Annotated in this window: 25 protein-coding genes and 1 pseudogene; 6 read left to right on the forward strand and 20 right to left on the reverse strand. The window is 70.5% G+C overall.

Annotated elements, in window-relative coordinates:
- The first annotated feature begins 16 nt into the window (after positions 1 to 16).
- Together ACF08N_RS25765 and ACF08N_RS25770 are read left to right on the forward strand one after the other, a co-directional pair.
- Positions 17 to 985, forward strand: coding sequence for an ADP-ribosylglycohydrolase family protein (locus ACF08N_RS25765; protein WP_392327041.1), 969 nt, complete (start codon positions 17 to 19; stop codon positions 983 to 985).
- 39 nt (positions 986 to 1,024) lie between these two features.
- Positions 1,025 to 1,420, forward strand: coding sequence for a nuclear transport factor 2 family protein (locus ACF08N_RS25770; protein ID WP_392327042.1), 396 nt, complete (start codon positions 1,025 to 1,027; stop codon positions 1,418 to 1,420).
- 45 nt (positions 1,421 to 1,465) lie between these two features.
- Here ACF08N_RS25770 and ACF08N_RS25775 read toward each other — a convergent pair whose 3' ends face one another.
- The 11 genes from ACF08N_RS25775 to ACF08N_RS25825 form a co-directional block, all read right to left on the reverse strand.
- Positions 1,466 to 4,297, reverse strand: a complete 2,832-nt coding sequence (locus tag ACF08N_RS25775) for a DEAD/DEAH box helicase (RefSeq protein WP_392327163.1) — start codon at positions 4,295 to 4,297, stop codon at positions 1,466 to 1,468.
- A gap of 161 nt (positions 4,298 to 4,458) precedes the next feature.
- Complete coding sequence (gene tatC / locus ACF08N_RS25780) at positions 4,459 to 5,412, reverse strand: twin-arginine translocase subunit TatC (protein ID WP_392327043.1); 954 nt, start codon at positions 5,410 to 5,412, stop codon at positions 4,459 to 4,461.
- 48 nt (positions 5,413 to 5,460) lie between these two features.
- Positions 5,461 to 5,748: a Sec-independent protein translocase subunit TatA gene (gene tatA / locus ACF08N_RS25785; protein WP_392327044.1), complete on the reverse strand. Its 288-nt coding sequence runs from the start codon at positions 5,746 to 5,748 to the stop codon at positions 5,461 to 5,463.
- A 240-nt stretch (positions 5,749 to 5,988) separates the two neighbouring features.
- Positions 5,989 to 6,186 carry a hypothetical protein gene (locus tag ACF08N_RS25790; protein ID WP_392327045.1) on the reverse strand — a complete coding sequence of 66 codons (198 nt, stop codon included), beginning with the start codon at positions 6,184 to 6,186 and terminating at the stop codon, positions 5,989 to 5,991.
- Positions 6,187 to 6,206: 20 nt separating this feature from the next.
- Positions 6,207 to 6,461 (reverse strand): hypothetical protein, encoded by a 255-nt coding sequence (locus tag ACF08N_RS25795; RefSeq protein WP_392327046.1) that lies wholly within the window; start codon positions 6,459 to 6,461, stop codon positions 6,207 to 6,209.
- Entirely contained in the window at positions 6,458 to 7,495 is a 1,038-nt protein-coding gene (locus ACF08N_RS25800; RefSeq protein WP_392327047.1) for a helix-turn-helix transcriptional regulator, read from the reverse strand. The genes ACF08N_RS25795 and ACF08N_RS25800 overlap by 4 nt, the downstream gene beginning before the upstream one ends.
- A 16-nt stretch (positions 7,496 to 7,511) precedes the next feature.
- Complete coding sequence (locus tag ACF08N_RS25805) at positions 7,512 to 8,471, reverse strand: helix-turn-helix transcriptional regulator (protein WP_392327048.1); 960 nt, start codon at positions 8,469 to 8,471, stop codon at positions 7,512 to 7,514.
- A 135-nt stretch (positions 8,472 to 8,606) separates the two neighbouring features.
- Positions 8,607 to 8,981, reverse strand: a complete 375-nt coding sequence (locus ACF08N_RS25810) for an FKBP-type peptidyl-prolyl cis-trans isomerase (protein ID WP_392327049.1) — start codon at positions 8,979 to 8,981, stop codon at positions 8,607 to 8,609.
- A 44-nt stretch (positions 8,982 to 9,025) separates the two neighbouring features.
- Positions 9,026 to 9,979: an FKBP-type peptidyl-prolyl cis-trans isomerase gene (locus tag ACF08N_RS25815; protein ID WP_392327050.1), complete on the reverse strand. Its 954-nt coding sequence runs from the start codon at positions 9,977 to 9,979 to the stop codon at positions 9,026 to 9,028.
- A gap of 117 nt (positions 9,980 to 10,096) precedes the next feature.
- Positions 10,097 to 11,458: a Pup--protein ligase gene (gene pafA / locus ACF08N_RS25820; RefSeq protein ID WP_307716319.1), complete on the reverse strand. Its 1,362-nt coding sequence runs from the start codon at positions 11,456 to 11,458 to the stop codon at positions 10,097 to 10,099.
- A 9-nt stretch (positions 11,459 to 11,467) separates the two neighbouring features.
- Positions 11,468 to 12,739 (reverse strand): MFS transporter, encoded by a 1,272-nt coding sequence (locus ACF08N_RS25825; protein ID WP_392327051.1) that lies wholly within the window; start codon positions 12,737 to 12,739, stop codon positions 11,468 to 11,470.
- Between the two features lie 144 nt (positions 12,740 to 12,883).
- Between ACF08N_RS25825 and ACF08N_RS25830 the strand changes: the two genes are divergently transcribed.
- The gene (locus ACF08N_RS25830) at positions 12,884 to 13,981 is read left to right on the forward strand and encodes a LacI family DNA-binding transcriptional regulator (protein WP_392327052.1); all 1,098 of its coding nucleotides are present in this window, start codon (positions 12,884 to 12,886) and stop codon (positions 13,979 to 13,981) included.
- Positions 13,982 to 14,450: 469 nt separating this feature from the next.
- Here ACF08N_RS25830 and prcA read toward each other — a convergent pair whose 3' ends face one another.
- From prcA to arc, 6 genes and pseudogenes are all read right to left on the reverse strand, one after another.
- Positions 14,451 to 15,215 carry a proteasome subunit alpha gene (gene prcA, locus ACF08N_RS25835; RefSeq protein WP_392327053.1) on the reverse strand — a complete coding sequence of 255 codons (765 nt, stop codon included), beginning with the start codon at positions 15,213 to 15,215 and terminating at the stop codon, positions 14,451 to 14,453.
- Positions 15,216 to 15,254: 39 nt separating this feature from the next.
- Positions 15,255 to 16,070, reverse strand: coding sequence for a proteasome subunit beta (gene prcB, locus ACF08N_RS25840; RefSeq protein WP_392327164.1), 816 nt, complete (start codon positions 16,068 to 16,070; stop codon positions 15,255 to 15,257).
- Positions 16,052 to 16,132 (reverse strand): annotated as a pseudogene (locus ACF08N_RS25845) (recombination endonuclease VII); the annotation flags it as partial. The pseudogene ACF08N_RS25845 and the gene prcB, both read right to left, overlap by 19 nt.
- Before the next feature lie 116 nt (positions 16,133 to 16,248).
- The gene (locus tag ACF08N_RS25850; protein WP_100106333.1) at positions 16,249 to 16,467 is read right to left on the reverse strand and encodes a ubiquitin-like protein Pup; all 219 of its coding nucleotides are present in this window, start codon (positions 16,465 to 16,467) and stop codon (positions 16,249 to 16,251) included.
- Positions 16,468 to 16,616: 149 nt separating this feature from the next.
- Positions 16,617 to 18,128, reverse strand: a complete 1,512-nt coding sequence (gene dop / locus ACF08N_RS25855; RefSeq protein ID WP_392327054.1) for a depupylase/deamidase Dop — start codon at positions 18,126 to 18,128, stop codon at positions 16,617 to 16,619.
- A gap of 256 nt (positions 18,129 to 18,384) precedes the next feature.
- The gene (gene arc / locus ACF08N_RS25860) at positions 18,385 to 20,151 is read right to left on the reverse strand and encodes a proteasome ATPase (protein ID WP_392327055.1); all 1,767 of its coding nucleotides are present in this window, start codon (positions 20,149 to 20,151) and stop codon (positions 18,385 to 18,387) included.
- Between the two features lie 263 nt (positions 20,152 to 20,414).
- Between arc and ACF08N_RS25865 the strand changes: the two genes are divergently transcribed.
- Positions 20,415 to 20,726 carry a ferredoxin gene (locus ACF08N_RS25865; RefSeq protein WP_392327056.1) on the forward strand — a complete coding sequence of 104 codons (312 nt, stop codon included), beginning with the start codon at positions 20,415 to 20,417 and terminating at the stop codon, positions 20,724 to 20,726.
- 4 nt (positions 20,727 to 20,730) lie between these two features.
- Here the strand turns inward: ACF08N_RS25865 and ACF08N_RS25870 are convergent, their stop codons facing one another.
- The 3 genes from ACF08N_RS25870 to ACF08N_RS25880 form a co-directional block, all read right to left on the reverse strand.
- Positions 20,731 to 21,306, reverse strand: a complete 576-nt coding sequence (locus ACF08N_RS25870; protein WP_392327057.1) for a hypothetical protein — start codon at positions 21,304 to 21,306, stop codon at positions 20,731 to 20,733.
- Between the two features lie 198 nt (positions 21,307 to 21,504).
- Complete coding sequence (locus ACF08N_RS25875; protein WP_177151017.1) at positions 21,505 to 22,392, reverse strand: tRNA (adenine-N1)-methyltransferase; 888 nt, start codon at positions 22,390 to 22,392, stop codon at positions 21,505 to 21,507.
- A gap of 457 nt (positions 22,393 to 22,849) precedes the next feature.
- Positions 22,850 to 24,103, reverse strand: a complete 1,254-nt coding sequence (locus ACF08N_RS25880; RefSeq protein WP_392327058.1) for a site-2 protease family protein — start codon at positions 24,101 to 24,103, stop codon at positions 22,850 to 22,852.
- A gap of 240 nt (positions 24,104 to 24,343) precedes the next feature.
- Here ACF08N_RS25880 and ACF08N_RS25885 point away from each other — a divergent pair, with 240 nt between their 5' ends.
- Together ACF08N_RS25885 and ACF08N_RS25890 are read left to right on the forward strand one after the other, a co-directional pair.
- Positions 24,344 to 25,192 (forward strand): RecB family exonuclease, encoded by an 849-nt coding sequence (locus ACF08N_RS25885; RefSeq protein ID WP_392327165.1) that lies wholly within the window; start codon positions 24,344 to 24,346, stop codon positions 25,190 to 25,192.
- 13 nt (positions 25,193 to 25,205) lie between these two features.
- Positions 25,206 to 25,877 carry a response regulator gene (locus ACF08N_RS25890; RefSeq protein WP_392327059.1) on the forward strand — a complete coding sequence of 224 codons (672 nt, stop codon included), beginning with the start codon at positions 25,206 to 25,208 and terminating at the stop codon, positions 25,875 to 25,877.

The raw sequence follows: 25,877 nt of genomic DNA on the forward strand, positions 1-25,877 counted from the left end.
CTCCTATGCTGGCGCGGTGGAGCAGCCCATCGCCATATCGCGCCTGGACCGTGCCGTCGGCGCCGTCGTCGGTTCGGCCGTCGGCGACGCCCTGGGCGCGCCCTTCGAGTTCGGTGAACCGGGCGTGTACCGCGCCCACTTCGGGGACGGCCCGGGCGAGATGTGCGGGGGCGGCGGATGGGATCCGGGCGAGGCGACGGACGACACGCAGATGGCCGTGCTCGTCGGCGAGTCGCTGCTCGGGCACGGCGGGATCGACGGAGCGGACGTCTTCGCACGGTTCCAGCGGTGGGCCGCGGGCCATCCCAAGGACATCGGGCTCCAGACGGAGCAGGTCCTCACCGGCGGGGACCCGTGGGACACGGCGGCGGCCCTGCATTTCCGGATGACGGGCCGCGCCGCCGGCAACGGCTGCCTGATGCGCGCCTCGACCTCGGCGGTCTTCTTCGCCGGGGCGGGCCGCGCGGCGACGATGGCCGCGGCACGCGAGCTCGCGGCGCTCACGCACGGCGACCGCGCCGCCTGGGAGGGCACGGCCGTGCTGCACGAGCTGATCCGGGTCGCCCTTGAGGGCGCGGACCCGCTGGCCGCTGTGCCCGACGCCCTTGCGCGGGTGCACCCGGACCACCGCGCCCGCTGGGCCGCGGTCCTCGCCCCCGACTGGCACCCGGACCGGGCCACGGAGTTCAACGGCGCGGTGTGGCCCTGTCTCGGCTCTGCGGTGTGGGCGCTGCGTACGACGTCGTCGTTCGAGGCGTCGCTGGCCGCCGCGATCGATCTGGGCGGCGACACCGACACGGTCGCGGCGGTGACCGGCGCGCTCGCCGGCGCGGCCCACGGGATCGGCACCGTACCGGCGCGCTGGACGCGGGCCCTGCACGTGCCGCTTCCGGGCTTCGGAGACCGGGTTCTGCGGCTGGCCGAGCTCACCGAACTGGCCGTTTCCCTGGCCGTGGACAGCCCTTCAGGCCCGGCGGATGATTGAACCAACAGGACGAAAGAGGCATGAAAGGTGTGATTCGCCATGTCCGAGCACCCCGACTGCGCCCTGGTCCGCAAGGGTTACGTAGCGTTCAGCGAAGGCGACATGGAGACGCTGACCTCCCTGATGACGGCCGATGCGGTCTACCACATCCCCGGCAACCACATCCTCTCCGGGCACCACAAGGGACGCGACACCATCCTCGACGTCTTCCGCCGCCTGGGCGAGGAGACCAACGGAACCATGCAGGTCCAGCTGGACGCGGTGCTCACCGACGGGCGCGGACATGTCATGTCCTTCCACACGTCCCGTGCCGATCGCGGCGACCACGGCCTCGAGATCCGCCAGGGGCTGTTCTTCACGATCGTCGGCGGCAAGGTCACCGACATCGACGAGTGCACCGAGGACATCGACGAGGAGAACCGGTTCTGGGCCTGAGGGCGTGACCGGGCCCGACCGTACGGTCGGGCCCGGTCCGCGGTCTCAGCCGACCGAACTGTAGGCCACGACGCCCCGCAGCAGCGCGTCGACCGCCTTGCGGGCGTTCTTCGCAACGGTGCTGTTCTCCCGGGGCGCGGCCGCCGCGATCTGGCCGAGCACGTCGATGACCTGCTTGCACCAGCGCACGAAGTCTCCCGCGGGCATCTCCGCCTCGCGCAGCACCTCGTCGAGCCCCCTGTCCGACGCCCACTGGTGCGCGGCCCACGCGAAGCCGAGGTCCGGCTCGCGCTGCCCGACCCCCTCCGCCTGGTTGATCTTGAACTCCTCCTCCAGGGCGTCCAGCCGGCCCCAGATGCGGACCATCTCGGCCAGCGCGGTCTTCGCACGGCCCGTCGGCACCTTGGGCGCCACCGCGTCGTCCGCCTGCCGCGCCTCGTAGACCAACGCCGAGACGCACGCGGCCAGTTCGGCGGGGTTGAGCCCTTCCCAGACCCGGTCGCGCAGGCATTCGCTCGCCAGCAGGTCCAGTTCGCCGTACAGCCGGGCGAGCCGCTTGCCGTGCTCCGTGACCTCGTTGCCCCGCAGGTAGTCCATCTCGGTCAGCAGGGCGACGATCCGGTCGAAGGTCCGCGCGATCGTGTTCGTACGTCCCTCGATCCGGCGCTCCAACTGGCGGGTGTCGCGCTGGAGGCGGTGGTAGCGCTCGGCCCAGCGGGCATGGTCCTCGCGCTCGTCGCAGCCGTGGCAGGGGTGCGCGCGCAACTCGGCGCGCAGGCGCGTGATCTCGCGGTCGTCCGCCGCGGCCGACCGCTGCTTGCGGTGCCGGTCGGGCACGATGTGACCGGCCTTGGTGCGCAGGGCGGAGGCCAGATCGCGCCGGGACTGCGGGGAGCGGGCGTTGAACGACCGCGGGATGCGCATCCGCTCCAACGCCTCGACGGGCACCGGGAAATCCATGGAGGCCAGCCGCTTGACCTGGCGCTCGGCGGTGAGCACGAGCGGGCGCGGGCCGTCGTTGTACTCGAACCCGCCGCGGTGTCCGTTGGTCCGGCCCGCGGGCAGCCCCGGGTCCAGCACCAGCGCCAGACCGGCGAACTTGCCGGTCGGGACGTGGATGACGTCTCCGGGCTTGAGCTTCTCCAGCGACGCGGCGGCAGCCGCCCTGCGCTGTGCGGCGCCCTGCTTGGCCAGCTCCGTCTCGCGGTCCTTGAGGTCGCGGCGCAGCCGCGCGTACTCCTCGAAGTCGCCGAGGTGGCAGGTCATGCCCTCCCGGTAGCCCTGGAGTCCCTCCTCGTTCCGCTGGACCTGGCGGGAGATGCCGACGACCGACTTGTCGGCCTGGAACTGCGCGAACGACGTCTCCAGCAGCTCGCGCGAGCGGTGCCGGCCGAACTGCTGCACCAGGTTGACCGCCATGTTGTACGACGGCTTGAAGCTGGAACGCAGCGGATACGTACGGGTGCCGGCGAGTCCGGCGAGCGCCTCCGGGTCCATGGCGCGCTGCCACAGGACGACGGCGTGCCCCTCGACGTCGATGCCGCGCCGCCCGGCCCGACCCGTCAACTGGGTGTACTCGCCGGGGGTGATGTCCGCGTGCTGCTCGCCGTTCCACTTGACGAGCTTCTCCAACACCACCGACCGTGCGGGCATGTTGATGCCGAGCGCCAGCGTCTCGGTGGCGAACACCGCCTTCACCAGGCCCCGTACGAACAGCTCCTCCACGACCTCCTTGAAGGTCGGCAGCATGCCCGCGTGGTGGGCGGCGATGCCGCGCTCGAGTCCTTCGAGCCACTCGTAGTAGCCGAGGACGTGCAGATCCTCGGTGGGGATGGCGGCGGTGCGCTGCTCGACGATCTCGCGCACCTTGGCGCGTGCCTCGTCGTCGTTGAGCCTCAGGCCCGCGTAGAGGCACTGCTGCACGGCGGCCTCGCAGGCCGCGCGGCTGAAGATGAACGTGATGGCCGGCAGCAGCCCTTCGGCGTCCAGCCGGTCGATGACCTCGGGCCTGCCCGGGGTCCAGATGCGGCTGCGCTGACGCCGCTCGCGCTCGCGGTCGGCCTCGCGCACCATCTTTCCGCGGCGCCGGTCGCCGGGGTTGTACGTGCGCTGGTTCTCCATGCGGGCCAGGCGGACCAGGTCGGGATTGACCTCGCGGCGGCCGCGGCCGCGGCCGCCGTGGTCGGTGCCCTCCTCGAAGAGGTCGTACATCCGGCGGCCTGCCATGACGTGCTGCCACAGCGGGACGGGCCGCTCCTCGGAGACGATCACCTCGGTGTCGCCGCGCACGGTGTCCAGCCAGTCGCCGAACTCCTCCGCGTTGGACACGGTCGCGGACAGTGACACCAGCGTCACGGATTCGGGGAGGTGGATGATCACTTCCTCCCAGACGGCACCGCGGAAGCGGTCGGAGAGGTAGTGGACCTCGTCCATGACCACGTAGCCGAGGCCGATGAGCGACTGGGATCCCGCGTACAGCATGTTCCTGAGGACCTCGGTGGTCATGACGACCACGGGCGCCTCGGAGTTGACGCTGTTGTCCCCGGTGAGGAGGCCGACCTTCGCCGCGCCGTAGCGCCTGACGAGATCCGCGTACTTCTGGTTGGATAGTGCCTTGATCGGCGTGGTGTAGAAGCATTTGCGGCCCTGGGCGAGGGCCAGGTGGACGGCGAACTCGCCGACGATGGTCTTGCCGGAGCCGGTGGGCGCGGCGACGAGCACGCCCTTGCCCGCCTCCAGGGCCTGGCATGCCTCGATCTGGAACGGGTCGAGGTCGAAGTCGTACAACGCGCGGAAGGGGGCCAGTGCGGTGGCCTCCTCAGCAGCGCGGACGCGTGCGGCGGCATAGCGCTCAGCGGGAGAGAGATCCTCGGTCATCTTGCTCACGAGCCTACCCGCCCCCTCTGACAGTGAGCGGATCTTTATATGACAGGCGCACCCACCTCATGTGGGTACCCGCGCCTGGGACCGCTTGCACACGAAGAGGGGCCGGAGATTCCTCTCCGGCCCCTCACTGGCTGTGCGTCGGCGACTACGGATCAGGTGATGTCGTCGTACCCGTTGAGCCGGTTCGCGCGTCCGTCGTCGGCGTCACCGGTGGCCTGCTCGGGCAACGCGCGGGAGGCGGAGACCGTCTCGACCTCGCCGATCGGCGCGGGCGTCAGATCGAGGTCGGACGCCTCGTCGTCGTCGAGCCCGGCGTCGGGGTCGTTGCGTCGCCTGCGGCGGTCGTTGAGGAGCGAGAAGCCGACGGCGAGGAAGTAGAGGAAGATGATCGGCCCGGACAGCGCCACCATGCCCAGCGGGTCGGTGGAGGGGGTGGCGATCGCGCCGAAGACGAAGATGCCCATGACGGCGCCCCGCCACCAGCCGAGCATCCGTCGTCCGGTCACCATGCCCGTCAGGTTCAGCATGATCAGAAGGAGCGGCAGCTCGAAGGAGAAGCCGAAGATCAGCACCATCCGGACGGTGAAGTCCAGGATCTTGTCGACGCTCAGCAGGTTCTCCGCCGGCGACGGGGTGATGGAGAGCAGGACCTTCATGCTCACCGGCATGATCAGGTAGGCGAAGTACACGCCCGCGGCGAACAGCGGGGCCGCCGCGGCGGCGAAGTAGTAGCTGTACTTCTTCTCGCTCTTGTGCAGACCCGGGGCGACGAAGGCCCACAGCTGGTAGAGCCAGATCGGGCACGAGGCGACGATGCCCGCCATCAGCACCACCTTGACCGTCGTCGTGAACGGCGACAGCAGGTCGGTGTAGACGATGGTGGCGCACACCCCGCCCCTCGTCGGACCGTCCTTCACACACTCCGGCACGGGCGAGGTGAGGAAATCCATCAGCTCCTGGCTGTAGGCCACCGCGACGACCGAGGCGATGACGATCGCCAGCATGGCCTTCGCGAGCCTGTTGCGGAGCTCACGCAGATGGTCCGCGAGCGGCATCCGCCCCTCGGGGTCCTTCTCCTTCTTGTTCGAGCGGGCAGACTTGAGCAACCCACGTCCTCATCTCGTGCGGCAGGCCACGATCGGTGTGGCCTTCGATCAGCGCTGGGGGGTGTCGGTGGGCTCGGTCACAGGGCGAGCGCTGGAGACATCGCCGGGCGCGGCCTGGATCGTGCGGGGCGCGGACTGTCCCTGGGCCGGGTCCTTCGGCTCGGCAGGCGTCGCCGCCGGCTGGCCCTCGGACTTCATCGCCTTGGCCTCGCTCTTGAGGATGCGGGCGGACTTGCCCAGCGAACGCGCCATGTCGGGGAGCTTCTTGGCCCCGAACAGAAGGAGGATGAGGAGCGCGATGATGATGATCTCGGTGGGGCCGATCTGTCGGAACATAACTGTGTCTACCTTCTCACCGAGGCGGCTTGGGGCTCGTGGCTTCGGGGCCTGCGGACTGACGTCCGAAGACGACCTGGCAGCGATCGTAACTCGGGCGGGTAAACGCAGGGCAATCCCCGTGCATACACCCGTCAGCGGTCGGCGCCTCATCTCCGGTGCCGCCACCAGCAGCGTACCGCCCGCATCAGCGCCGCAGCAGGGTGCGTCAGTGATCTCTGCGGCCCGTCCGGAGGCCGGTCAGCGCAGGGTCCTGCCGGTCTCGGCCAGGGACGTCGCCGCGCGCTCCAGGTCCTCGGCCGCCCGGTCGATGCGCTGGGCGGTGCGGGCGACCTCGCGCCCCAGCCGCCGGGCCTCGACGAAGACCTTGATACCGAGCACCCCGAGGACGGCGACGCCGAGGAATCCGAGGGCGATGGCGAGCATGGGCCAGAACATGCGACGAGCCTAGACCGTCCTCAGCCGGTGGTGTGCAGGCGCAGGGTGCGCACGCCGCCGCCGGTCAGCAGCTCGACGATGCGCTCGCCGGCCGGCTTGCGGACGGCGGAGCCGCACTCGGGGCAGGTGAACGAGTAGAAGGTGGTACGGCGGCTGCCGCCGATCGCCAGCCGCAGCGCGCCCGCGGACAGCTCGAAGCGGGCGCGGCAGTCGGGGCAGGCCGCCTTGAAGAGAACCGGCCCGACGGTGGCGGGGATCTGGGGGATCACAGTCATGGGCGCCGCACTCCTTCGTCCCGTCCTTCGCCCCGTCCTTCGCCCCGTCCTTCGTCCCGTCCGCCGTCGCGGCGGTCGTCGTACGCGGCGAGCGCCTCCTGGGCCGCCGTCTGCGCGCTGGCCGCGAGCTCCGGCGGCGAGACGATCCGACCGTCGCGTCCCAGCCGCAGCGCGAGCCTGCGCAAAGAGGCGGGCGCCGGTGTACGCAGCGTGATGCGCAGCCCCCCGTCGGCGAGCTCCTCGGCGCTGTCGTGCGGGTAGTACTCGGCGACCCAGCGTCCGCCGGGGCCGACCTCGACGACCACCTCGGGATCGTCGGCGGACGGCTGCACCAGTCCTTCGGAGAGGTCGCGCAGCTCGATCTCGGGCGGTGCGGCCGGGGCGTCGAGCAGCCGGATCTCGGCGACCCGGTCCAGCCGGAAGGTCCGGCGCGCCTCGGAGAGGCGGCACCAGGCCTCCATGTAGGTGTGGCCGACGGCGAAGAGCCGGATGGGGTCGACCTCGCGCTCGGTGAGCTCGTCGCGCGCGGGCGAGTAGTAGCGCAGCCACAGGCGGCGGCGCTCGGAGATGGCCCGGTCGACGTCGGCGAAGACGCCGCCCTCGGATTCGAAGGTCACCGAGAGCCGGGAGCTGGCTCCGGCGGCCTCGCCCGCGGCGGCCTCCAGCTTGGCCGTGGCCCGCAGCAGGGCCTCCCGGTCGCCCTCGCGCAGGCCGGGCAGGGTCGCCACGGCCCGGGCGGCCACCAGCAGCGCGGTCGCCTCGTCGGCGGCCAGACGCAGCGGCTCGGCGGTGGACTCGCCGGAGGCGTCCGGGTTGCGCCACCAGATGCGCTCGCCGTCGGTGTCGATGTCCAGCAGGTCGCCGCCCCGGAAGCTCGTCCCGCACATGGGCAGGACGTCGAGGTCGGAGATCAGCTCGTCCTCGCTGATGCCGAAGGCGCGGGCGACGTCGGCGATGCGCGCGCCGGGGCGCTCCCGCAGATATGTCACCAGCGACAGCATCCGCCGGGTCTGGTCGATGGCGTTCGCGGCCATGGTCCTCGAGTCCCCCTCAGCCCTTGGCCACGGCACGCAGCCGGTCCACCACGTCGGCCCGCAGGTCCGCGGGCTCCAGCACGACGACGTCCGGGCCGAACTCGACGAGCCAGGCGTCCAGTCCGTGTCCGTACGGAATCTCCAACTCGTCCCAGCCGTCGCCCAGTTCCCGTACGGCCGTGGCCCGGGAGCGCAGCGGGTAGCCGCAGCCGGCCCGCAGGCGGATCAGCGCGGAGCGGGTCGCCGTCTCCCCCGCCCAGCTCTCGACGGTCTCCCGTACGGTGACGACGTCGGGCACGGGCACGGTGAACGCCCCGGAGCGCGAGGAGCGGACCCTGCCGGTGATCCGGGAGAGCCGGAAGACCCGCTCGGCCCCGCGCCCGCGGTCGTATCCGGCCAGGTACCAGTGGCCGCGCCAGCATTCGAGGGCCCAGGGCTCGACGTGTCGCTGCTCGGGCTGTGCCGCGTTGGCCTTGCGGTAGTCGAAGAGGACGGGGCGGCGGTCGCGGCAGGCGAGCATCAGCGGCTCGAACGCGGACTCGTGGACGGGGATGCGGGGTTCGAGGGCGCTGTGGTGCGCCTCGTAGGCGTCCTCGGTCTCGGGCATGCCGGCCGCGCGCAGCTTCTGCAGGGCGCCGCTCGCGGCACCCGCGAGGCGGGCCTGCTGCCACACCTTGGCGGCCAGGCCCAGGGCGGCGGCCTCCTCGGCGTCCAGGGTGATCGGGGGCAGACGGTTGCTGTCGCGGCGGGCGAGGTAGCCGATGTCGCCGTCGAGCGACTCCACCGTCTCGATGACCAGGCCGAGTTCGCGCAGATCGTCCTTGTCGCGCTCGAACATCCGGTTGAACGAGTCGTCGGAGCCGGCCTCCAGGTACGCCTCGATGGACCCGCGCAGCTCGCGCTTGCTGAGCGGGCGCCGGGTCCCGAGCAGACACAGCGCGAGATTCATCAGCCGCTCGGCCTTGGCAATGGCCATCGACGCCCTTCACCTCATCTGATGGAGTCCCTTACGCCCGTCGACCGTACCGCCCCGGGGTGTCCGGACAAAAGCGAGGGCCCGTGCCGGCGGCACGGGCCCTCGTCACGCTGTGCGGCGCTGCGACACGCTCCGTCAGGCGGAGACCAGGTCGCAGACGAAGATCAGCGTCTCGCCGGGGGCGATACGGCCGCCGCCGGCGCCGCGGTCGCCGTAGGCCAGGTGCGCGGGGATGGTCAGCTGGCGACGGCCGCCGACCTTCATGCCCTGCACGCCCTGGTCCCAGCCCGGGATGACCTGGCCGGCGCCGAGCTGGAACTGCAGCGGGGTGCCGCGGTTCCACGAGGCGTCGAACTCCTCGCCGGTGGAGAAGGCCACGCCCACGTAGTGGACGGAGACGGTGTCGCCCGCCTTGGCCTCCTTGCCGTCGCCCTCCCAGATGTCCTTGATCTCCAGGTCGGCCGGCGGCTCGCCGCCCGGGAAGTCGATCTCGGGCTTATCGGTGCTCACGGATGTCGCTCCTTGCGTCTTCGTGCGAGTCAACCGGGACAGTCTTACAGAACTGCCAGGATGTCGACGGCGAAGACCAGCGTGGACTTGGCGGGGATGCCCTGCTGCTCCTGGTCCCCGTAGGCCATGTCCGGCGGCACGACCAGCAGGACGCGGCTGCCGGCCTTCTTGCCCTCCAGGCCCTTCTGCCAGCCCGGAATGACCTGCGCCAGCGGGAAGTTCACCGGCGCGCCGCCCCTGGCGTAGCTGCTGTCGAACTCCTTGCCGCCCTTCCACAGGACGCCCTTGTACTGCACGGCCAGCGTGTCGCTCGCCTTCACCGCGGGTCCGGTGCCCTCGATGATGTAGTTCGACACGAGCTTGGTCGGCGCGGCCTTCTTGGGCACGGTGATGGACGGCGCCTTGCCGTCGGTGTTGGTGCCGACCTTGGGCAGGTCGATGTTGTCCTGGGCGACCTCGCTGCCCTTGGCCGCGGCCGGCAGGGTGGTGCCCTTGACGATGTCCATCACGAAGACCAGCGTCGCGTTGGCCGGGATCTCGCCCTGGCCCTGGTCCCCGTAGCCGAGCTCCGGCGGGATGGAGACCTCGATACGGCTGCCGACCTTCTGGCCGTCCAGCGCCTTCTGCCAGCCCTCGATGACACCGCCGCCACCGATGGTGACCGCGAACGGCTCACCGCGGTCGAAGCTGTTGTCGAAGGGCTTGTCGCCGTCCCACAGCTGGCCGAGGTAGTCGACGCTGGCGAGGTCGCCCTTCTTGAGGGCCGGGCCGTCGCCCTCGCTGATGACATTGACCTTCAGGTCCGCCGGCGGCTTGCCCTCGCCCTTGGCAAGGGTCGGCTTCTCGCCGAACCTCTTGCCGGCGGTGATCGTGGGCAGCCCGTTCGTCATCGAGACGGCAGAGGTGGAAGCGGAATCGGAGTCCTTGTCCTCGCTGCCGCAGGCCGCTGTCGACAACAGCAGCAGGGGGACGACGAGAAGGCCGGCAAGTCGGCGCACGTGTTCCTCAGATCTCTCACGGCTCAGTAGTTGCGGACACTCTAGGGCGTGCCACGGGCCCCGTACGAGAAACGTACGGGGCCCGGGTGACGTTCCGACCGTCAGTGCTGACGCGTCCTACATGCCGGCGATGAGCTTCTCCACGCGGTCGTCCACCGAACGGAACGGGTCCTTGCACAGGACGGTGCGCTGCGCCTGGTCGTTGAGCTTGAGGTGCACCCAGTCGACCGTGAAGTCCCGCCGCTGCTCCTGCGCGCGGCGGATGAAGTCGCCGCGCAGCCGTGCCCGGGTGGTCTGCGGGGGCACCGACTTGCCCTCGAAGATCTTCAGGTCGTTGCAGATGCGGGCGGCCTGTCCCTTCTTCTCCAGCAGGTAGTAGAGCCCGCGCCGACGGTGGATGTCGTGGTACGCGAGGTCTATCTGGGCGACCCGGGGGTGCGACATGGTCATGTTGTGCTTGGCCCGGTAGCGCTCCAGGAGCTTGTACTTCATGACCCAGTCGATCTCCGTGCCGATGCGGTCGAGGTCCTCGGTCTCGATCGCGTCGAGCGTGCGGCCCCAGAGCTCGAGCACCTGGGCGACTGTGCCGGTGCGGATGCCCCGGCGGTCGACGAAGTCGACGGCCTTCTCGTAGTACTCCCGCTGGACCTCCAGGGCGGAGGCCTCACGGCCGGAGGCGAGGCGCACCTTGCGCTGGCCGGTGATGTCGTGGCTGACCTCGCGGATGGCCCGGATCGGGTTCTCCAGGGTGAGGTCGCGCATGACCGTGCCGGCCTCGATCATGCGCAGCACGAGGTCGGTGGCGCCGACCTTGAGGAGCATGGTCGTCTCGGACATGTTCGAGTCGCCCACGATGACGTGGAGGCGGCGGTAGCGCTCGGCGTCCGCGTGCGGTTCGTCGCGGGTGTTGATGATCGGCCGGGAGCGGGTCGTGGCGGAGCTGACGCCCTCCCAGATGTGCTCGGCGCGCTGGCTGACGCAGTAGACCGCGCCGCGCGGCGTCTGCAGCACCTTGCCCGCGCCGCACAGCAGCTGCCTGGTGACGAGGAAGGGAATGAGGATGTCGGCCAGCCGGGAGAACTCGCCGTGCCGGGCGACGAGGTAGTTCTCGTGGCAGCCGTAGGAGTTTCCCGCCGAGTCGGTGTTGTTCTTGAAGAGATAGACGTCGCCCGCGATTCCCTCCTCGTGCAGGCGGCGTTCGGCGTCGACGAGCAGGCCTTCCAGAATGCGCTCGCCGGCCTTGTCGTGCGTGACCAGTTCGGTCACGTTGTCGCATTCCGGCGTTGCGTATTCCGGATGCGAGCCCACGTCGAGGTACAGGCGGGCGCCGTTCCGCAGAAAGACATTGCTGCTGCGGCCCCATGACACGACACGGCGGAAGAGGTAGCGCGCCACTTCGTCAGGTGACAGTCGGCGCTGTCCCCTGAACGTGCACGTGACGCCGTACTCGTTCTCCAGCCCGAAAATGCGGCGGTCCATGTCTGAACATTACGCCTCGCGGCCTGAACTGAAACCGGGTTGGACGGCCCCGTTTCGATCATTTTCCGATGAGTGGGCTTCCGAGCCCGCAATGCCCTCGGTACGGCCCGCGACGGCGAGCACGCGCTGAGTGGCCGTCAGAACGAGCAGGGCGGCGAATCCCGCGGCGCCGGCGACCGCGAAGCTCCATGCGGTGCCGCCGATCTCGACGGCGGGGCCCGCGACGGCCGTGCCCACGGCCGCGCCGACACCGAAGGTGGTCACCAGCCACGAGAACGCCTCGGTGACCGTGCCGCGCGGGGCGTGCCGGTCCACGACGATGAATGCGCAGGCGATCGCGGGCGCGAGGAAGACGCCCGCGAGCGCGGACAGTGCGGTCATGGCGACGACACCCGGAGTGAGCACGAGCGGCAGGTAGCCGAGGGCGAGCAGAGCGACGATGGCGCGCAGCCTGGTCTCGGGCGCTCCTGCCCACTGCCGTGCGCCGTACACGGTGCCGCCGACGAGCGCGCCGAGGCCGAGTGCGGCCATCAGCCAGCCGTAGACGGCCTCGCGGCCGTGGTCGTCGGCGTAGGCGACGCCGGCGACGGTGATGGAGCCGAGCGCGAGTCCGACGAAGAAGAACGCGCCGAGCAGGGCGAGCAGCCCGGGAGAGCGCAGCGCGCCGAGCCAGTGGGCCTCTCGGGGTGCCGACCGCCAGGCGCGGGAGGGCTGGGACATCACGACGGACAGGGCGCCGACGACGCCTATCGCGTTGATGACCAGGAGCGCGGCAGCGGGTGACCAGACGGACACGAGCACCGTGACCAGCAGGGGACCGACGGTGAACATGATCTCTTGCGCGACCGCGTCCATGGCGTAGGCGCGGTGGACGCGGTCCTCCTGCCCGAGCACGCTCGGCCACAGGGCGCGCAGCCCGCCTTCCAGGGGCGGCGTGAACAGGCCCGCGACGGTCACCGCGGCGTACGCGAGGGGCAGCGAGCCCGTGCCGGCGACGGCGAGCAACAGCATGCCGAGCGCCGAGACGACCGCGGAGGGGAACTGGACCCTCGGCTGCCCGTACAGGTCGACCGCACGGCCGAGCAGTGGCTGTCCCACCGCGGTGGCCAGTCCGTACACGGCGGCGAGGGCTCCGGCGAGGGTGTAGCTGCCGCCTTCCGCGCGGGTGAACAGGACGATGGCGATGTGCGCGGTGGCGTTGGGCAGCCGGCCCACGAGGGTGCCCGTCAGCAGCCGTGCCGCGTGCGGCGCCCTGAGGATGTCTGCGTATCCGGCGGCCATCCGGGAACCCCTCTCCCCCGGACCCTGCCGAGGTTTTACGTATAACTTGGTCCTCCATACGTACCATGTCGGCAGTCCGCGGGTCCACCGAGCCGCCACCCCGGACGCTCGCGAAACAAGCAGTGCGGCCGAGGACGGCACCGCATGGCACACCCGAACCCCGAGGGCCGTCCCGTCCCGGCGGAAGGCGGGACCACCCGCCCCACCAGCAAGGACGTGGCCCGTGTTGCCGGGGTCTCGCAGGCCACGGTCTCCCTCGTCCTGGGCGACAAGTGGCGCGGCCGCGTCTCCGAGCGCACGGCGGCGCTGGTGCGCGACGCGGCGCAGGAGATCGGCTACCGGCCCAACCTCGCCGCACGCAATCTGCGCCTCGGGCGCACCCGGACGGCGCTGCTCGTGGTGCCGGCCCTCACGAACGAGTTCTTCGCCCGCGTCTACACCGGCGCGGCGACCGTCGCCGCCCGCCACGGCTTCGGCGTCGTCCTGTACCCGTCCCCCGAGGGCATCGGTCCCGCGAAGGACCCGTTCGCCTCAGCCCGCGCCGCTCTCGACGGCGTCATCGCCTCCTCCATGGCCTCCGGGACGCTCGCCGCGATCCGCGGCAGCGACCTGCCGCTCGTGATGCTGGACAGCGACCCGGCGGACACCGGTGTCGCCGCCCACGTCAATCTCGACATCGCCGACGGCATGCGGCAGGTGACGGACCATCTGCTCGGGCTGGGACACCGCCGGTTCGTCCACCTCGCATCCGCCGTCGCCTCCTGGACCTTCGACGTCCGCGCGCGGGCGCTGCACTCGGCGCTCGCGGGCGTCCCGGACGCGGAACTGACCACGGTTCCCGCCCCGCTCGACGTGGCGTCCGGCCGTGCGGCGGCCGAGCGGGCCCTCACCGCGCCCGGCCCGCGGCCCACCGCGCTGGTCTGCGACGACGACATCCTGGCCGCGGGCGCCTGCAAGGCGGTGCGCCGGCTCGGGCTGCGCGTCCCCGAGGACGTCTCGGTCACCGGATTCGACGACCTCGCGCTGGCCACCGCCGTGGAACCGGAACTCACCACGGTCCGCCTCCCCGCCGAGCGGATCGGCGAACGGGGCATGTCGGCGCTGCTCGCGGTGCTGGACAACCGGCCGCCGGAACAGGACGTCCTCCCCGTCGAACTGGCCGTACGCGGCTCCTCGGCACCCGTGCCGGACGGGGCGCCGGCGCCCCGGCACACGGCCGGAAAACGACGCCCGCCCGCCTGACCGATTCGCTCCGGCCGTCCCTGAGGCGCCGCGACCAGTGCGGCGCGCCGGATCGACGCGAGGCTGCTCGTACGAGCCCCGGGCTCGGTGCAGCCCGGGCCCGGAGGACGGCTCGGCGTCCGGTGCGAGGACCGACTGGAGCCGCACGACCGAACGGCGTTCCTCGCAGGCGCCCGTCCTTGCGGCCCAGGCCGGCGGCACGGTCGTCGTGGCCGAAACGCGCGGATCCGAGCAGCCGGCGCCGACGGCCGCACCCGCTGGGTCCTCCCCCACCCCGGCAGCCACCTGGTGCCGCGGTCGTCAGCCCCGAGGGACGTCTGGTGTGCGCCGTGGTGCCGATGCTCCGACCGGACGGCCGGCAGGCCGCTCATGACCCACAGAACGGCGACGCAGCGACCCCTGGGCGCAGCAGTGCCCCGGACCGCACGGGCGGTCCGGGGCACTGCCGGCAGGTGGTGTCCTGGGCGGGCTACGCCTCGCCCTCCTCCGTGTCCTCGATGTCCGACGGGGCGTCCGTGGGAGCCGTGGCGGCCTCCTCGGCCTCCAGCAGCCGCGACAGCTGCCGCCCGACGATCCGCTTGAACTTCCGCGCCTGCGGCCTCGTACGGTCCAGGACGGCGACCTCCAGGCGCTCTGCGGGGATCTCCCGGTCCGTTCCGTTGGCCTGGCTGGAAAGAGCCTGCACCGCGAGCTTCAGCGCCTCGGCCAGCGACATCCCGTCCCGGTGCCGCTGATCCAGGAAGCTGCTGATCTGCTCCGCGTTGCCACCGACCGCGACCGAGCCGTGCTCGTCCACGATCGAACCGTCGTGCGGGAGGCGGTAGATCTGGTCGCCCTCGGGGGACGCGCCCACCTCGGCGACGACCAGCTCCACCTCGTACGGCTTCTCACCGGCGCTGGAGAAGATGGTGCCGAGCGTCTGCGCGTACACGTTGGCGAGGCCGCGGGCCGTGACGTCGTCACGGTCGTAGGTGTATCCCCGCAGGTCCGCGTAGCGCACGCCGCCGATGCGCAGGTTCTCGTACTCGTTGTACTTGCCGGCCGCGGCGAAGGCGATCCGGTCGTAGATCTCGCTGAACTTGTGGAGGGCGCGGGACGGGTTCTCGCCGACGAAGACGATGCCGTCGGCATACTGCAGGACGACGAGGCTGCGACCACGGGCGATGCCCTTGCGGGCGTATTCCGCCCGGTCCGCCATGGCCTGCTGAGGTGAGACATAGAACGGCGTCGACACCGGCTATCCGTCCCTTTCTGTCAAGAGCGAGTACATGGGTCAGAGCAGCGCGGCGCGCGGGCCGTCGGGGTGGGCGAGGCGGCCCTCGAGGATCGACCGGGCGATCTCGGAGGTCTCGGCCTCGGTGAGCCTGCGGAAGCCCTCGTCCGTGATGACCGTGACGATGGGGTAGATCCGCCGGGCCACGTCCGGGCCACCCGTCGCCGAGTCGTCGTCGGCGGCGTCGTAGAGCGCCTGGACGACCAGCGTGGTGGCCTGCTGCTCGGTCTGGTCCTCGCGGTAGAGCTTCTTCATGGCACCGCGCGCGAAGATCGAGCCGGAGCCGGTGGCCGCGTAGCCCTGTTCCTCGGAGCGGCCGCCCGTGACGTCGTACGAGAAGATGCGGCCCTTGTCCCGGTCGATGTCGTAACCGGCGAACAGCGGCACCACGGCCAGTCCCTGCATGGCCATGCCGAGGTTGCTGCGGATCATCGTGGAGAGGCGGTTGGCCTTGCCCTCCAGGGAGAGCTGCACGCCCTCCACCTTCTCGAAGTGCTCCAGCTCCAGCTGGAACAGCTTCACCATCTCCACGGCCAGACCGGCGGTGCCGGCGATGCCCACGGCCGAGTACTCGTCGGCGGGGAAGACCTTCTGCATGTCGCGCTGGGCGATCATGTTGCCCATGGTGGCGCGACGGTCACCGGCGAGGACCACACCGCCGGCGAACGTCGTCGCGACGATGGTCGTGCCGTGCGGGGCCTCGAAGGCTCCCTGGACGGGCGGCAGGGTGCGGTTGCCGGGGAGCAGCTCCGGTGAGTGCTCGCCGAGGAAGTCCATGAAGGACGAGGAGCCCGGCGTCAGGAAGGCTGCCGGCAGACGCCCGGTGCTACGAGGGTTGGCTTCCACGCGTTTCCTTCCGGATAGGCGGCGGCCCGCCTTCGTCGCGCGCGGGCCGATCTTTCGAACTGTGCACGGACCTTACCCGCGCCGTGGCCGGTCATCCGTCCCGGTCCCCCCGGCTTTCGCCGGCGGGAGCCGGGACGGACAACGGCCGCTACTGACCGCCCTTTTGGACGAAGGACCTCACGAAGTCCTCCGCGTTCTCCTCGAGGACGTCGTCGATCTCGTCCAGTACGGAGTCGACGTCGTCCGACAGCTTCTCCTGGCGCTCCTTGAGGTCTTCGGCCGCCTGCGCTTCCTGCGCCTGCTCCTCGACCTCCTCCGTGGAACGCGTGGCCTTCTGCTGACCGCCGCCGGTGTCCTTGGTCGCCATGTCCCTCACCCCGCTCGGTTTGCCCTGACGTGAGTTCGTTCGGTCAAGATCAGACCCTACAAGCCGGGTCCGACATCGGCCCCGTACTTTCGCTCAACGTCCGGGGACCACCTCCATGATTCCCGGACGGGAGGACTTTCAGCCCCGGATCAGCCGCCGGACAGCACGCGGACCAGCTCTTCGGCCGTGCGGCAGCGGTCCAGGAGTTCCTTGACATGGTTACGTGTACCACGCAGCGGTTCAAGCGTGGGCACTCGTTGCAGAGAGTCACGGCCGGGCAGGTCGAAGATGACCGAGTCCCAGGAGGCCGCCGCCACGTCGTCCGCGTACTGCTCCAGGCAGCGGCCGCGGAAATAGGCCCTCGTGTCCTCTGGAGGGCTGGCCTGGGCCCGCTCGACCGCCTGGTCGTCCAACAGGCGCTTCATCTTCCCCCGGGCCGCCAGGCGGTTGTACAGGCCCTTGTCGGGCCGGACGTCCGCGTACTGCAGGTCCACGAGGTGCAGCCGGGCCGCGTCCCAGTCCAGGCTGTCGCGCCGCCGGTAGCCCTCCATGAGCTCGCGCTTGGCCACCCAGTCCAGCTCGCCGGACAGGCTCATGGGGTCGTTCTCGAGGCGGTTGAGCGTGTCCTCCCAGCGCGTGAGGACGTCCTTGGTCTGCACGTCGGCGTCGGCTCCGAAGCGCTCCTCGACGTACTTGCGCGCGAGCTCGAAGTACTCCATCTGCAATTGGACGGCGGTCAGTGTCCGACCGCTACGGAGGGTGACGAGATGCTGAAGGCCCGGGTCGTGCGAGACCTGGTGCAGCGTGCGCACCGGCTGCTCGACGGCGAGGTCCACCGCGATGAATCCGTCCTCGATCATCGAGAGGACCAGGGCCGTGGTGCCCAGCTTGAGGTAGGTGGAGATCTCCGACAGGTTCGCGTCGCCGATGATCACATGCAGCCGGCGGTACTTCTCGGCGTCCGAGTGCGGTTCGTCGCGGGTGTTGATGATCGGGCGCTTGAGGGTGGTCTCGAGGCCGACCTCGACCTCGAAATAATCCGCGCGCTGGCTGATCTGGAAGCCGTGCTCGTGGCCGTCCTGGCCGATTCCCACCCGTCCCGCGCCCGTGATGACCTGCCTGGAGACGAAGAAGGGTGTCAGATGGCGCACGATGTCCGAGAAGGGGGTCTCCCGCTTCATCAGGTAGTTCTCGTGCGTGCCATAGGACGCGCCCTTGTTGTCGGTGTTGTTCTTGTACAGGTGGATGGGCTGTGCGCCGGGCAGCTGGGCCGCGCGCTCGGCGGCCTCCGCCATGATCCGTTCGCCGGCCTTGTCCCAGAGCACGGCGTCGCGCGGGTTGGTCACCTCGGGCGAGCTGTACTCGGGGTGGGCATGGTCGACGTAGAGCCGTGCGCCGTTGGTGAGGATCACATTGGCCAGGCCGATGTCCTCGTCGGTGAGCTGACTGGAGTCGGCGGCCTCGCGGGCGAGGTCGAAGCCGCGGGCGTCCCGCAGCGGATTCTCCTCCTCGAAGTCCCAGCGGGCGCGGCGCGCCCTGTGCATCGCCGCCGCGTAGGCATTGACGATCTGGGACGAGGTGAGCATGGCATTGGCGTTCGGGTGGCCGGGGACGGAGATGCCGTACTCCGTCTCGATGCCCATTACTCGCCGTACGGTCATGCGGCCCTCCTTGCCCGGCGGCGCTCCCCGCTGGGAGCGGCGCTCAGATACCGCTGGCTCTCCGGTGCGCGTGCGGTGCCCGTCCCCGCACTCCGCGACTCGGCGGTACCGAAGAAGCCTAGAACGCCGCCGCGCGGGTGGGGAGATCAATTCCGTCATTGCTGGGGTGTGGTCTCACCTGTCCGGAAAGCATCCGGCTGCGGATGCCCGCCCCCGCCGTCGCGGGGACCGCGGCATCCGCAGCCGGTACGCCTGCTTACAGGTACTGACCGGTGTTCGCCACCGTGTCGATGGACCGGCCGGTGTCGGCGCCCTGCTTTCCGGTGACCAGGGTGCGGATGAAGACGATCCGCTCGCCCTTCTTTCCGGAGATCCGGGCCCAGTCGTCCGGGTTGGTGGTGTTGGGCAGGTCCTCGTTCTCCTTGAACTCGTCCACGCATGCCTGGAGGAGGTGGGAGACGCGGATGCCCTTCTGGTTGTGCTCGAGGAAGGCCTTGATGGCCATCTTCTTGGCCCGGTCGACGATGTTCTGGATCATCGCGCCGGAGTTGAAGTCCTTGAAGTAGAGGACTTCCTTGTCACCGTTGGCGTACGTGACCTCGAGGAAGCGGTTCTCCTCGGACTCCGCGTACATCTGCTCCACGACCGACTGGATCATGGCGTGTGCCGCGGCTGCCTTCGATCCGCTGTGCTCGCCGAGGTCGTCGGCGTGCAGCGGGAGCGAGGGGGTCAGGTACTTGGCGAAGATGTCCTTCGCCGCCTCCGCGTCCGGACGCTCGATCTTGATCTTGACGTCGAGCCGGCCGGGCCGCAGGATCGCGGGGTCGATCATGTCCTCGCGGTTGGAGGCGCCGATGACGATGACGTTCTCCAGGCCCTCGACGCCGTCGATCTCGGCGAGCAGCTGCGGGACGATGGTGTTCTCCACGTCCGAGCTGACGCCTGATCCACGCGTGCGGAAGAGGGACTCCATCTCGTCGAAGAAGACGATGACGGGAGTGCCCTCGCCCGCCTTCTCCCGGGCACGCTGGAAGACCAGGCGGATGTGCCGCTCGGTCTCGCCGACGTACTTGTTGAGGAGCTCGGGGCCCTTGATGTTGAGGAAGTAGCTCTTCCCCGCGGGCTGCCCGGTCACCTCGGCGACCTTCTTGGCAAGGGAGTTGGCGACGGCCTTGGCGATGAGCGTCTTGCCGCAGCCGGGCGGGCCGTAGAGCAGGATGCCCTTCGGCGGCCGCAGTTCGTGCTCCTTGAAGAGGTCGGGGTAGAGGTACGGCAGCTCGACCGCGTCGCGGATCATCTCGATCTGGCCGCCGAGGCCGCCGATCTTGTCGTAGTCGACGTCCGGGACCTCTTCGAGGACGAGCTCCTCGACCTCGCTCTTCGGGATCACCTCGTACACGTAGCCGGAGCGCGGCTCGAGCAGCAGCGCGTCACCGGGGCGGACATTGATGTCCAGGAGCGGCTCGGCGAGCCGCACCACCCGCTCCTCGTCGGTGTGCCCGATCACCAGGGCGCGCTCGCCGTCCTCGAGGATCTCCTTGAGGGTGACGATGTCCCCGGCGCGCTCGAATTCCATGGCGTCGACCACATTGAGCGCCTCGTTGAGCATGACCTCCTGGCCGCGCCGGAGCTCGTCGAGCTCGACGCTGGGGCTCACGTTCACCCGGAGCTTGCGGCCCCCGGTGAAGATGTCGCACGTGCCGTCCTCGTTCGCCTGCAGGAAGACACCGAAGCCGGCCGGCGGCTGCGCGAGCCGGTCGACCTCCTCCTTGAGGGCCACGATCTGGTCGCGGGCCTCACGGAGCGTGTTGGCGAGCCGCTCGTTCTGTGCGGACACGCCGGCCAGGTTGGTCTGCAGCTCGACGATCCGCTCTTCGAGAATCCTCGTATGACGCGGAGAGTCGGCGAGCTTGCGGCGCAGGACGGCGATTTCCTGCTCGAGATAGGCAACCTGGCCGGCTGGGTCTTCAGACCCCCGCCCCGGCCGGATGCCGCGGTTGATGTCGTCGTCGTGGGCTGCCACGGTCCTCACCTCCTCCAAGGGGAGCTGGACGCTTCCTGACCCTACCTGTGTGGGTGGTGATTGAAACCCCTAGATCACAAAGACGGAAGGGGTGTGTCCGATCTTCACCCTTGCGCTCTCCCTCGTGCCAGGGGAATACCCAGCAGATACCCACCCGGCAACATCGGAAAGCGGTCGGTTGTATCGTCGAAGCGTTCAACACCCGTCAGGGCTGGCGCGACTTGTATCACTTGCTGCGCCCGACGAAGGAAACGGCAGGAGATATGACCGTGCAGCACGAGGTTCCCACCGAAGGTGCCGCCGAAGCGCTCGAGGTCTGGATCGACCAGGACCTCTGCACCGGTGACGGAATCTGTGCGCAGTACGCCCCGGAGGTCTTCGAGCTCGACATCGACGGACTCGCCTATGTGAAGTCCGTGGACGACGAACTGCTCCAGGACCCGGGCGCCACAACGCCCGTTCCGCTGCCGCTGCTGAACGACGTGGTGGATTCGGCCAAGGAGTGCCCGGGTGACTGCATTCACGTACGTCGGGTTTCGGACAGGGTAGAGGTCTACGGCCCCGACGCGGAGTGAGCGGTCACATACTGCGCGCTGCCGGCTGGGCGGAGCGCACGAACTTGCCGCCCTGCCACCGCCATTCGACGCTTTCCCGCTTGTCCGGGCAGCAGCTCGGCACGTCCGGCGACGAGTAGCCGAGCAGGGTTGCCGTGATCGCTCCGTCACGTACGGCGAGCGAGCCGACGCTGAGTTTCTCTGCGGGCTGAACCAGGGTCGCCACGACGCGTGCCGCGGTGTCGCGGCCGGCCGCGAGGACGTACACGCCGCTGGGCGGTGTGCCCGACCCGGCGTCGCACCGGGCGGCCACCACCGTCTCCGGGCTGCCGTCGCCGTCGAGGTCGCCGGTGGCCCGCCGGGTGACGACGCTCTCGACGGCCCCGCACTCCAGGGGCAGCTCGACGCCCGCCGGGTCGGGGGCGGGTGCGGGCGCTGTCACGGTGCGTGATTCCGAGCCCTGCTGGGACGCCGTTGCGGCGTCGGGCTGTACGAAGCCGGCGGCGGCCACGACCGCGGCCATCGCCGTCGCGGTCGCCAGCCAGTGCACCGGGCGGGCGTGGGTGTGCGCGAGGTCCGGGACGGCTGCGGAGTTCTGCACGCGGGGAGTCTCCTGAGAGGCCAGGGCTGGTGGGGGTGGCCAGCATCGTGCCATACGTCACACGGGACCGGAACAGCGGGGTCCGTAAGCCTCGGGTAAAGAGCGCGCCCGCCGACGCGAGGTCAATACGACGGCGCCGCCGCCGAGTTCCGCGTGGGGCACGGGAACTCGGTGGCGGCGCCGTCGTGTTGTACGGGGTCAGCCCTTGTTGGGGCCCTCGTAGTCCTCGCCGTACGCGCCCTTGGCGGGACGGCGGCGGCGCATCGGGGGCTCCACGCCGTCGGCGAGACGGCGGGCGGTGACCAGGAAGCCGGTGTGGCCGATCATCCGATGGTCGGGGCGCACGGCCAGTCCCTCGACGTGCCAGTTGCGGATCATCGACTCCCAGGGCTGCGGCTCGGCGAAGCAGCCGATCTCCCGGATCGACTCGACGGTGCGCGCGAGCTGGGTGGTCGTCGCGACGTAGCAGCACAGGATGCCGCCGGGCACGAGCGCCTTGGAGACGGCCTCCAGGCACTCCCAGGGCGCGAGCATGTCCAGGATGACGCGGTCGACGTCGGAGTCGGTCAGGTTGTCCTGGAGGTCGCCGACGGTGAGCTGCCAGGCGGGGTGGGGGCCGCCGAAGTAGCGCTCCACGTTCTGCTGGGCAATCTCGGCGAAGTCCGCGCGGCGCTCGTAGGAGTGGAGCATGCCGTGGTCGCCGATGGCGCGCAGGAGGAAGCTGCTCAGCGAGCCCGATCCCACGCCGGCCTCCACGACGCGTGCGCCGGGGAAGATGTCGGCGAAGGCCAGGATCTGCCCCGCGTCCTTGGGGTAGACCACGGCGGCGCCGCGGGGCATGGACAGGACGTAGTCGGGGAGCAGGGGGCGCAGCGCGAGGTAGGCGACGTTTCCCGTGGTACGGACAACACTGCCCTCGGGAGCGCCGATCAGCTCGTCGTGCGGGAAGGAACCCTTGTGGGTGTGAAAGTTCTTCCCGGCCTCGAGCGTGAACGTGTAGTGGCGTCCCTTGGGGTCGGTGAGCTGGACCTGGTCCCCGACCTTGAAGGGCCCGCGACGGCGGGCGGCACCGGTCGGTTCGGACATGTGACCAGCCTACCGGGCCCCGGCCCCACCCCCGACCACGCCCGTCCGGGCGGGGCGGCGGCGCGGTGGGGGCGGGGGCGCCGTCCGACCCGTCGGCCCGCCCCGACCGCGCTCCTGCCGGGGAGGCGCGAGCGGGTCGTGCCGACGGCGGCGCGGCGGGCGGGGGCCGGCCTCGAAACGAGCACGTCCCGGAAGGGCGACGGGGTGGCCGGCAGGGCTGCGGCTTCGCGACCGGGCCCGGACAGAGAGCGGCTACGGACCGCCGACCGGGCCGCGCACGTGGCGAGTGAGCCGAAGGGGCGCGCGGGTGTCGAAAGGGAGTGGGGGCACCTCCCGCCGCAGGCAGGGGGAGCGCGGAGGTCCCGAGGAACGAGGGACCGAGCACGATCGACCGTCGACACACGCTTAAAGCGCCCCGTGGGGGTCCCCCCGGCGAAGCCAGGGGGAGAACCGAGCCCTAAGAAGAAGACGCAGGCCGGGCCATTGCCGCGACGAAGGCGCGTTCGACGTCCGCCGTGGACAGGACGCCGTAGATCTCGCCGGTCTCCTCCACCACCAGGTACTCGGTCGCCGGTGCGGCGCGGAGTCTGTCGAGCAGGGCCTCGCCCGCGAGCTCGGCCGGGACCTTCATTTCTTCGGTGAGCTCCTGTGCCAGGCCGCTGACGGCGACCCACGGGCGGCGGTGCTCGGGGACTCCGGCGATGGCGGCCTCGCGCACCAGGGCCATGGGGTCGCCGTGGCCGTCGACGACGACGAGGGCGCGGGCTCCTGCCTCGTTGGCGCGGCGCAGCGCCTCGGAGAGCGGGGTGTGCGCCTCGACCGGGACGGCGCGGCGGGTGAGTGCGCGGGCCGCGAGCTCGGGCAGGTGCTCGCGAAGGCGGGCCATGCGCAGGCTGTTGCCGGCGCCGGTCCAGATGATGGCCGCGAGGATGGCCGCGAGCAGCGCGTCGGTGACGGTCTCCATGCCGCCGATGTCCTCGGTCGCGTTGCCGAGGGCGCCGGTGTGGGTGAGCAGCGGGAGGCCGATGAGGACGGCCACGGCGAGCGCGCGGCCGACCCAGGCGGCAGCGATGGTACCCGTCATGGGTTTGCCGCTGATCTTCCAGACGATGGCGCGCAGCATCCGGCCGCCGTCGAGGGGCAGTCCGGGCAACAGGTTGAACGCGGCGACGATCAGGTTGGAGACCATCAGTCCGGCGAGCAGCACTCCGGGCACGGTGCCGGGCTCGACGGCCGTCATGCCGAGGTAGAACAGCCCGGCCAGGACGAGGGAGAGGAGGGGGCCGACGAAGGCGAGGACGAACTCGCGGCCGGGAGTCTCGGTCTCCTTCTCGATCTCGGAGACCCCGCCGAAGAACTGGAGCTGGATGCGGCGTACCGGCAGTTTGAAGCGGAGCGCGGCGACGGTGTGGGCGAGTTCGTGGACGAGGACGGAGGCGTAGAAGGCGACGGCGAAGAACAGCGACACCAGATAGCGGGCGCCGCCGAGTTCGGGCAGGACGCGGTCGAGCTGGCCGCCGAAGACCCAGGTGATCAGGGCGGCGACGACGAACCAGCTGGGGGCGACGTATACGGGCACACCGAAGGGGCGGCCCATGAGAATGCCGCCGCCCGGTCCGCCCGAGCCGCGCTTCCCGCCGCCGTCCGGCCCTGCCTTGCCCGCATCGGACCGCGGCCGTTCACGCTTGCCGCTCGTGTCGTCCTCGTTCACGGGGTCCCTTCGTCGCCAAGGCTCTCAGCAGAGGTGTGGCTCGCTCGATCATGCATGGGCGAGGTCCTGTCGTCGATGGTATGCCGCTCGCTGTCAGTGGCGGGCCGTAGGGTCTGAGCCATGAGTACGAGCCAGCAGCCCGTCGTGCCTGTCGTCGGGGCGCCCGCCGCTGCCCCGGAGTCCGTGTCCTCCTCGGAGGCGGACACTGCGCCGACCGCTGCCCCGGAGCCGAGGCCGGCCATGGAGCCGATGTCCCTGTCTCCTTCCCGGGCCAGTGACTTCATGCAGTGCCCCCTGCTGTACCGGTTCCGGGTGATCGACCGGCTGCCGGAGAAGCCGAGCGAGGCGGCGACCCGCGGGACGCTGGTGCATGCGGTGCTGGAGCGCCTCTTCGACGATCCGGCCCTCCAGCGCACGGCTCCGCGGGCGAAGGCGATGATTCCCGGCCAGTGGAGCAGGCTGCTGGAGACGAAGCCGGAGCTGGGCGAGCTGTTCGCCGAGGACACCGGAGGCGAGCGGCTGGCGCGCTGGCTCAGTGAGGCGGAGCAGCTGGTGGAGCGCTGGTTCTCGCTGGAGGACCCGACCCGGCTGGAGCCCGCCGAGCGGGAGATGTTCGTCGAGACGGAGCTGGAGTCGGGGCTGCGGCTGCGCGGCGTGATCGACCGGGTGGACATCGCGCCGACGGGCGAGGTGCGGATCGTCGACTACAAGACGGGCAAGGCCCCCCGCCCGGAGTACAGCGAGGGCGCGCTGTTCCAGATGAAGTTCTACGCGCTGGTGATCTGGCGCCTGAAGGGGGTGCTCCCCCGCCGGCTCCAGCTGGTGTATCTGGGCAGCGGCGACGTGTTGACGTACGACCCGGTGATGGACGACCTGGCGCGGATGGAGCGCAAGCTGCTGGCCCTGTGGGACGCGATCCGGCAGGCGACGCGGTCCGGTGACTGGCGGCCGCGGCCGACGAAGCTCTGCGGCTGGTGCGACCACCAGGCGTTCTGTCCGGAGTTCGGCGGCACTCCCCCGGTTTATCCGCTGAGCGTTTCCCCGGGCGCCTCGGCCCAGGATGGTCAGGGCACAATGGGCCCGGTCTAAAGAAGGAGTACCCGTGGCGATCCGCGTCCTACTGGTCGACGACCAGCCGCTGCTGCGCACCGGCTTCCGGATGATCCTCGAGGCGGAGCAGGACATCGCGGTGGTGGGCGAGGCCGGGGACGGCCTCCAGGCCCTCGATCAGGTGCGGGCGCTGCAGCCCGATGTGGTGCTGATGGACATCCGGATGCCCCGGATGGACGGTGTCGAGGCGACCCGGCAGATCACGGGCCCCGGCCGGGACGGTCCGGCGAAGGTGCTGGTGCTGACGACGTTCGACCTCGACGAGTACGTGGTGGAGGCGCTGCGCGCCGGGGCCAGCGGCTTCCTGCTGAAGGACGCGCCGGCCAATGAGCTGGTGCAGGCGATCCGCGTGGTCGCGGCGGGCGAGGCGATGCTGGCTCCGAGCATCACCCGGCGGCTTCTCGACAAGTACGCCGACCATCTGCCCTCGGGCGAGGAGCCCCTTCCGGACGCCTTGCACACGCTGACCGACCGTGAGGTCGAGGTGCTGAAGCTGGTCGCGCGGGGCCTGTCGAACGCGGAGATCGCCGCGGATCTGTTCGTGAGCGAGACGACCGTGAAGACCCATGTCGGCCATGTGCTCACCAAGCTCGGCCTGCGTGACCGTGTCCAGGCCGCGGTGTACGCGTACGAGAGCGGTCTGGTGCGCCCCGGCGCGCAGTGA

The organism is Streptomyces sp. NPDC015127, from assembly GCF_043080095.1.
Classification (GTDB): Bacteria; Actinomycetota; Actinomycetes; order Streptomycetales; family Streptomycetaceae; genus Streptomyces.

Coding starts and splice junctions, on each gene's coding strand:
- ACF08N_RS25770 (WP_392327042.1), top strand. CDS start 1,025: ATGTCCGAGCACCCCGACTGCGCCCTGGTCCGCAAGGGTTACGTAGCG.
- ACF08N_RS25775 (WP_392327163.1), bottom strand. CDS start 4,297: ATGACCGAGGATCTCTCTCCCGCTGAGCGCTATGCCGCCGCACGCGTC.
- tatA (WP_392327044.1), bottom strand. CDS start 5,748: ATGTTCCGACAGATCGGCCCCACCGAGATCATCATCATCGCGCTCCTC.
- ACF08N_RS25790 (WP_392327045.1), bottom strand. CDS start 6,186: ATGTTCTGGCCCATGCTCGCCATCGCCCTCGGATTCCTCGGCGTCGCC.
- ACF08N_RS25795 (WP_392327046.1), bottom strand. CDS start 6,461: ATGACTGTGATCCCCCAGATCCCCGCCACCGTCGGGCCGGTTCTCTTC.
- ACF08N_RS25800 (WP_392327047.1), bottom strand. CDS start 7,495: ATGGCCGCGAACGCCATCGACCAGACCCGGCGGATGCTGTCGCTGGTG.
- ACF08N_RS25805 (WP_392327048.1), bottom strand. CDS start 8,471: ATGGCCATTGCCAAGGCCGAGCGGCTGATGAATCTCGCGCTGTGTCTG.
- pafA (WP_307716319.1), bottom strand. CDS start 11,458: ATGGACCGCCGCATTTTCGGGCTGGAGAACGAGTACGGCGTCACGTGC.
- ACF08N_RS25825 (WP_392327051.1), bottom strand. CDS start 12,739: ATGGCCGCCGGATACGCAGACATCCTCAGGGCGCCGCACGCGGCACGG.
- ACF08N_RS25830 (WP_392327052.1), top strand. CDS start 12,884: ATGGCACACCCGAACCCCGAGGGCCGTCCCGTCCCGGCGGAAGGCGGG.
- ACF08N_RS25850 (WP_100106333.1), bottom strand. CDS start 16,467: ATGGCGACCAAGGACACCGGCGGCGGTCAGCAGAAGGCCACGCGTTCC.
- dop (WP_392327054.1), bottom strand. CDS start 18,128: ATGACCGTACGGCGAGTAATGGGCATCGAGACGGAGTACGGCATCTCC.
- ACF08N_RS25865 (WP_392327056.1), top strand. CDS start 20,415: ATGACCGTGCAGCACGAGGTTCCCACCGAAGGTGCCGCCGAAGCGCTC.
- ACF08N_RS25875 (WP_177151017.1), bottom strand. CDS start 22,392: ATGTCCGAACCGACCGGTGCCGCCCGCCGTCGCGGGCCCTTCAAGGTC.
- ACF08N_RS25885 (WP_392327165.1), top strand. CDS start 24,344: ATGGAGCCGATGTCCCTGTCTCCTTCCCGGGCCAGTGACTTCATGCAG.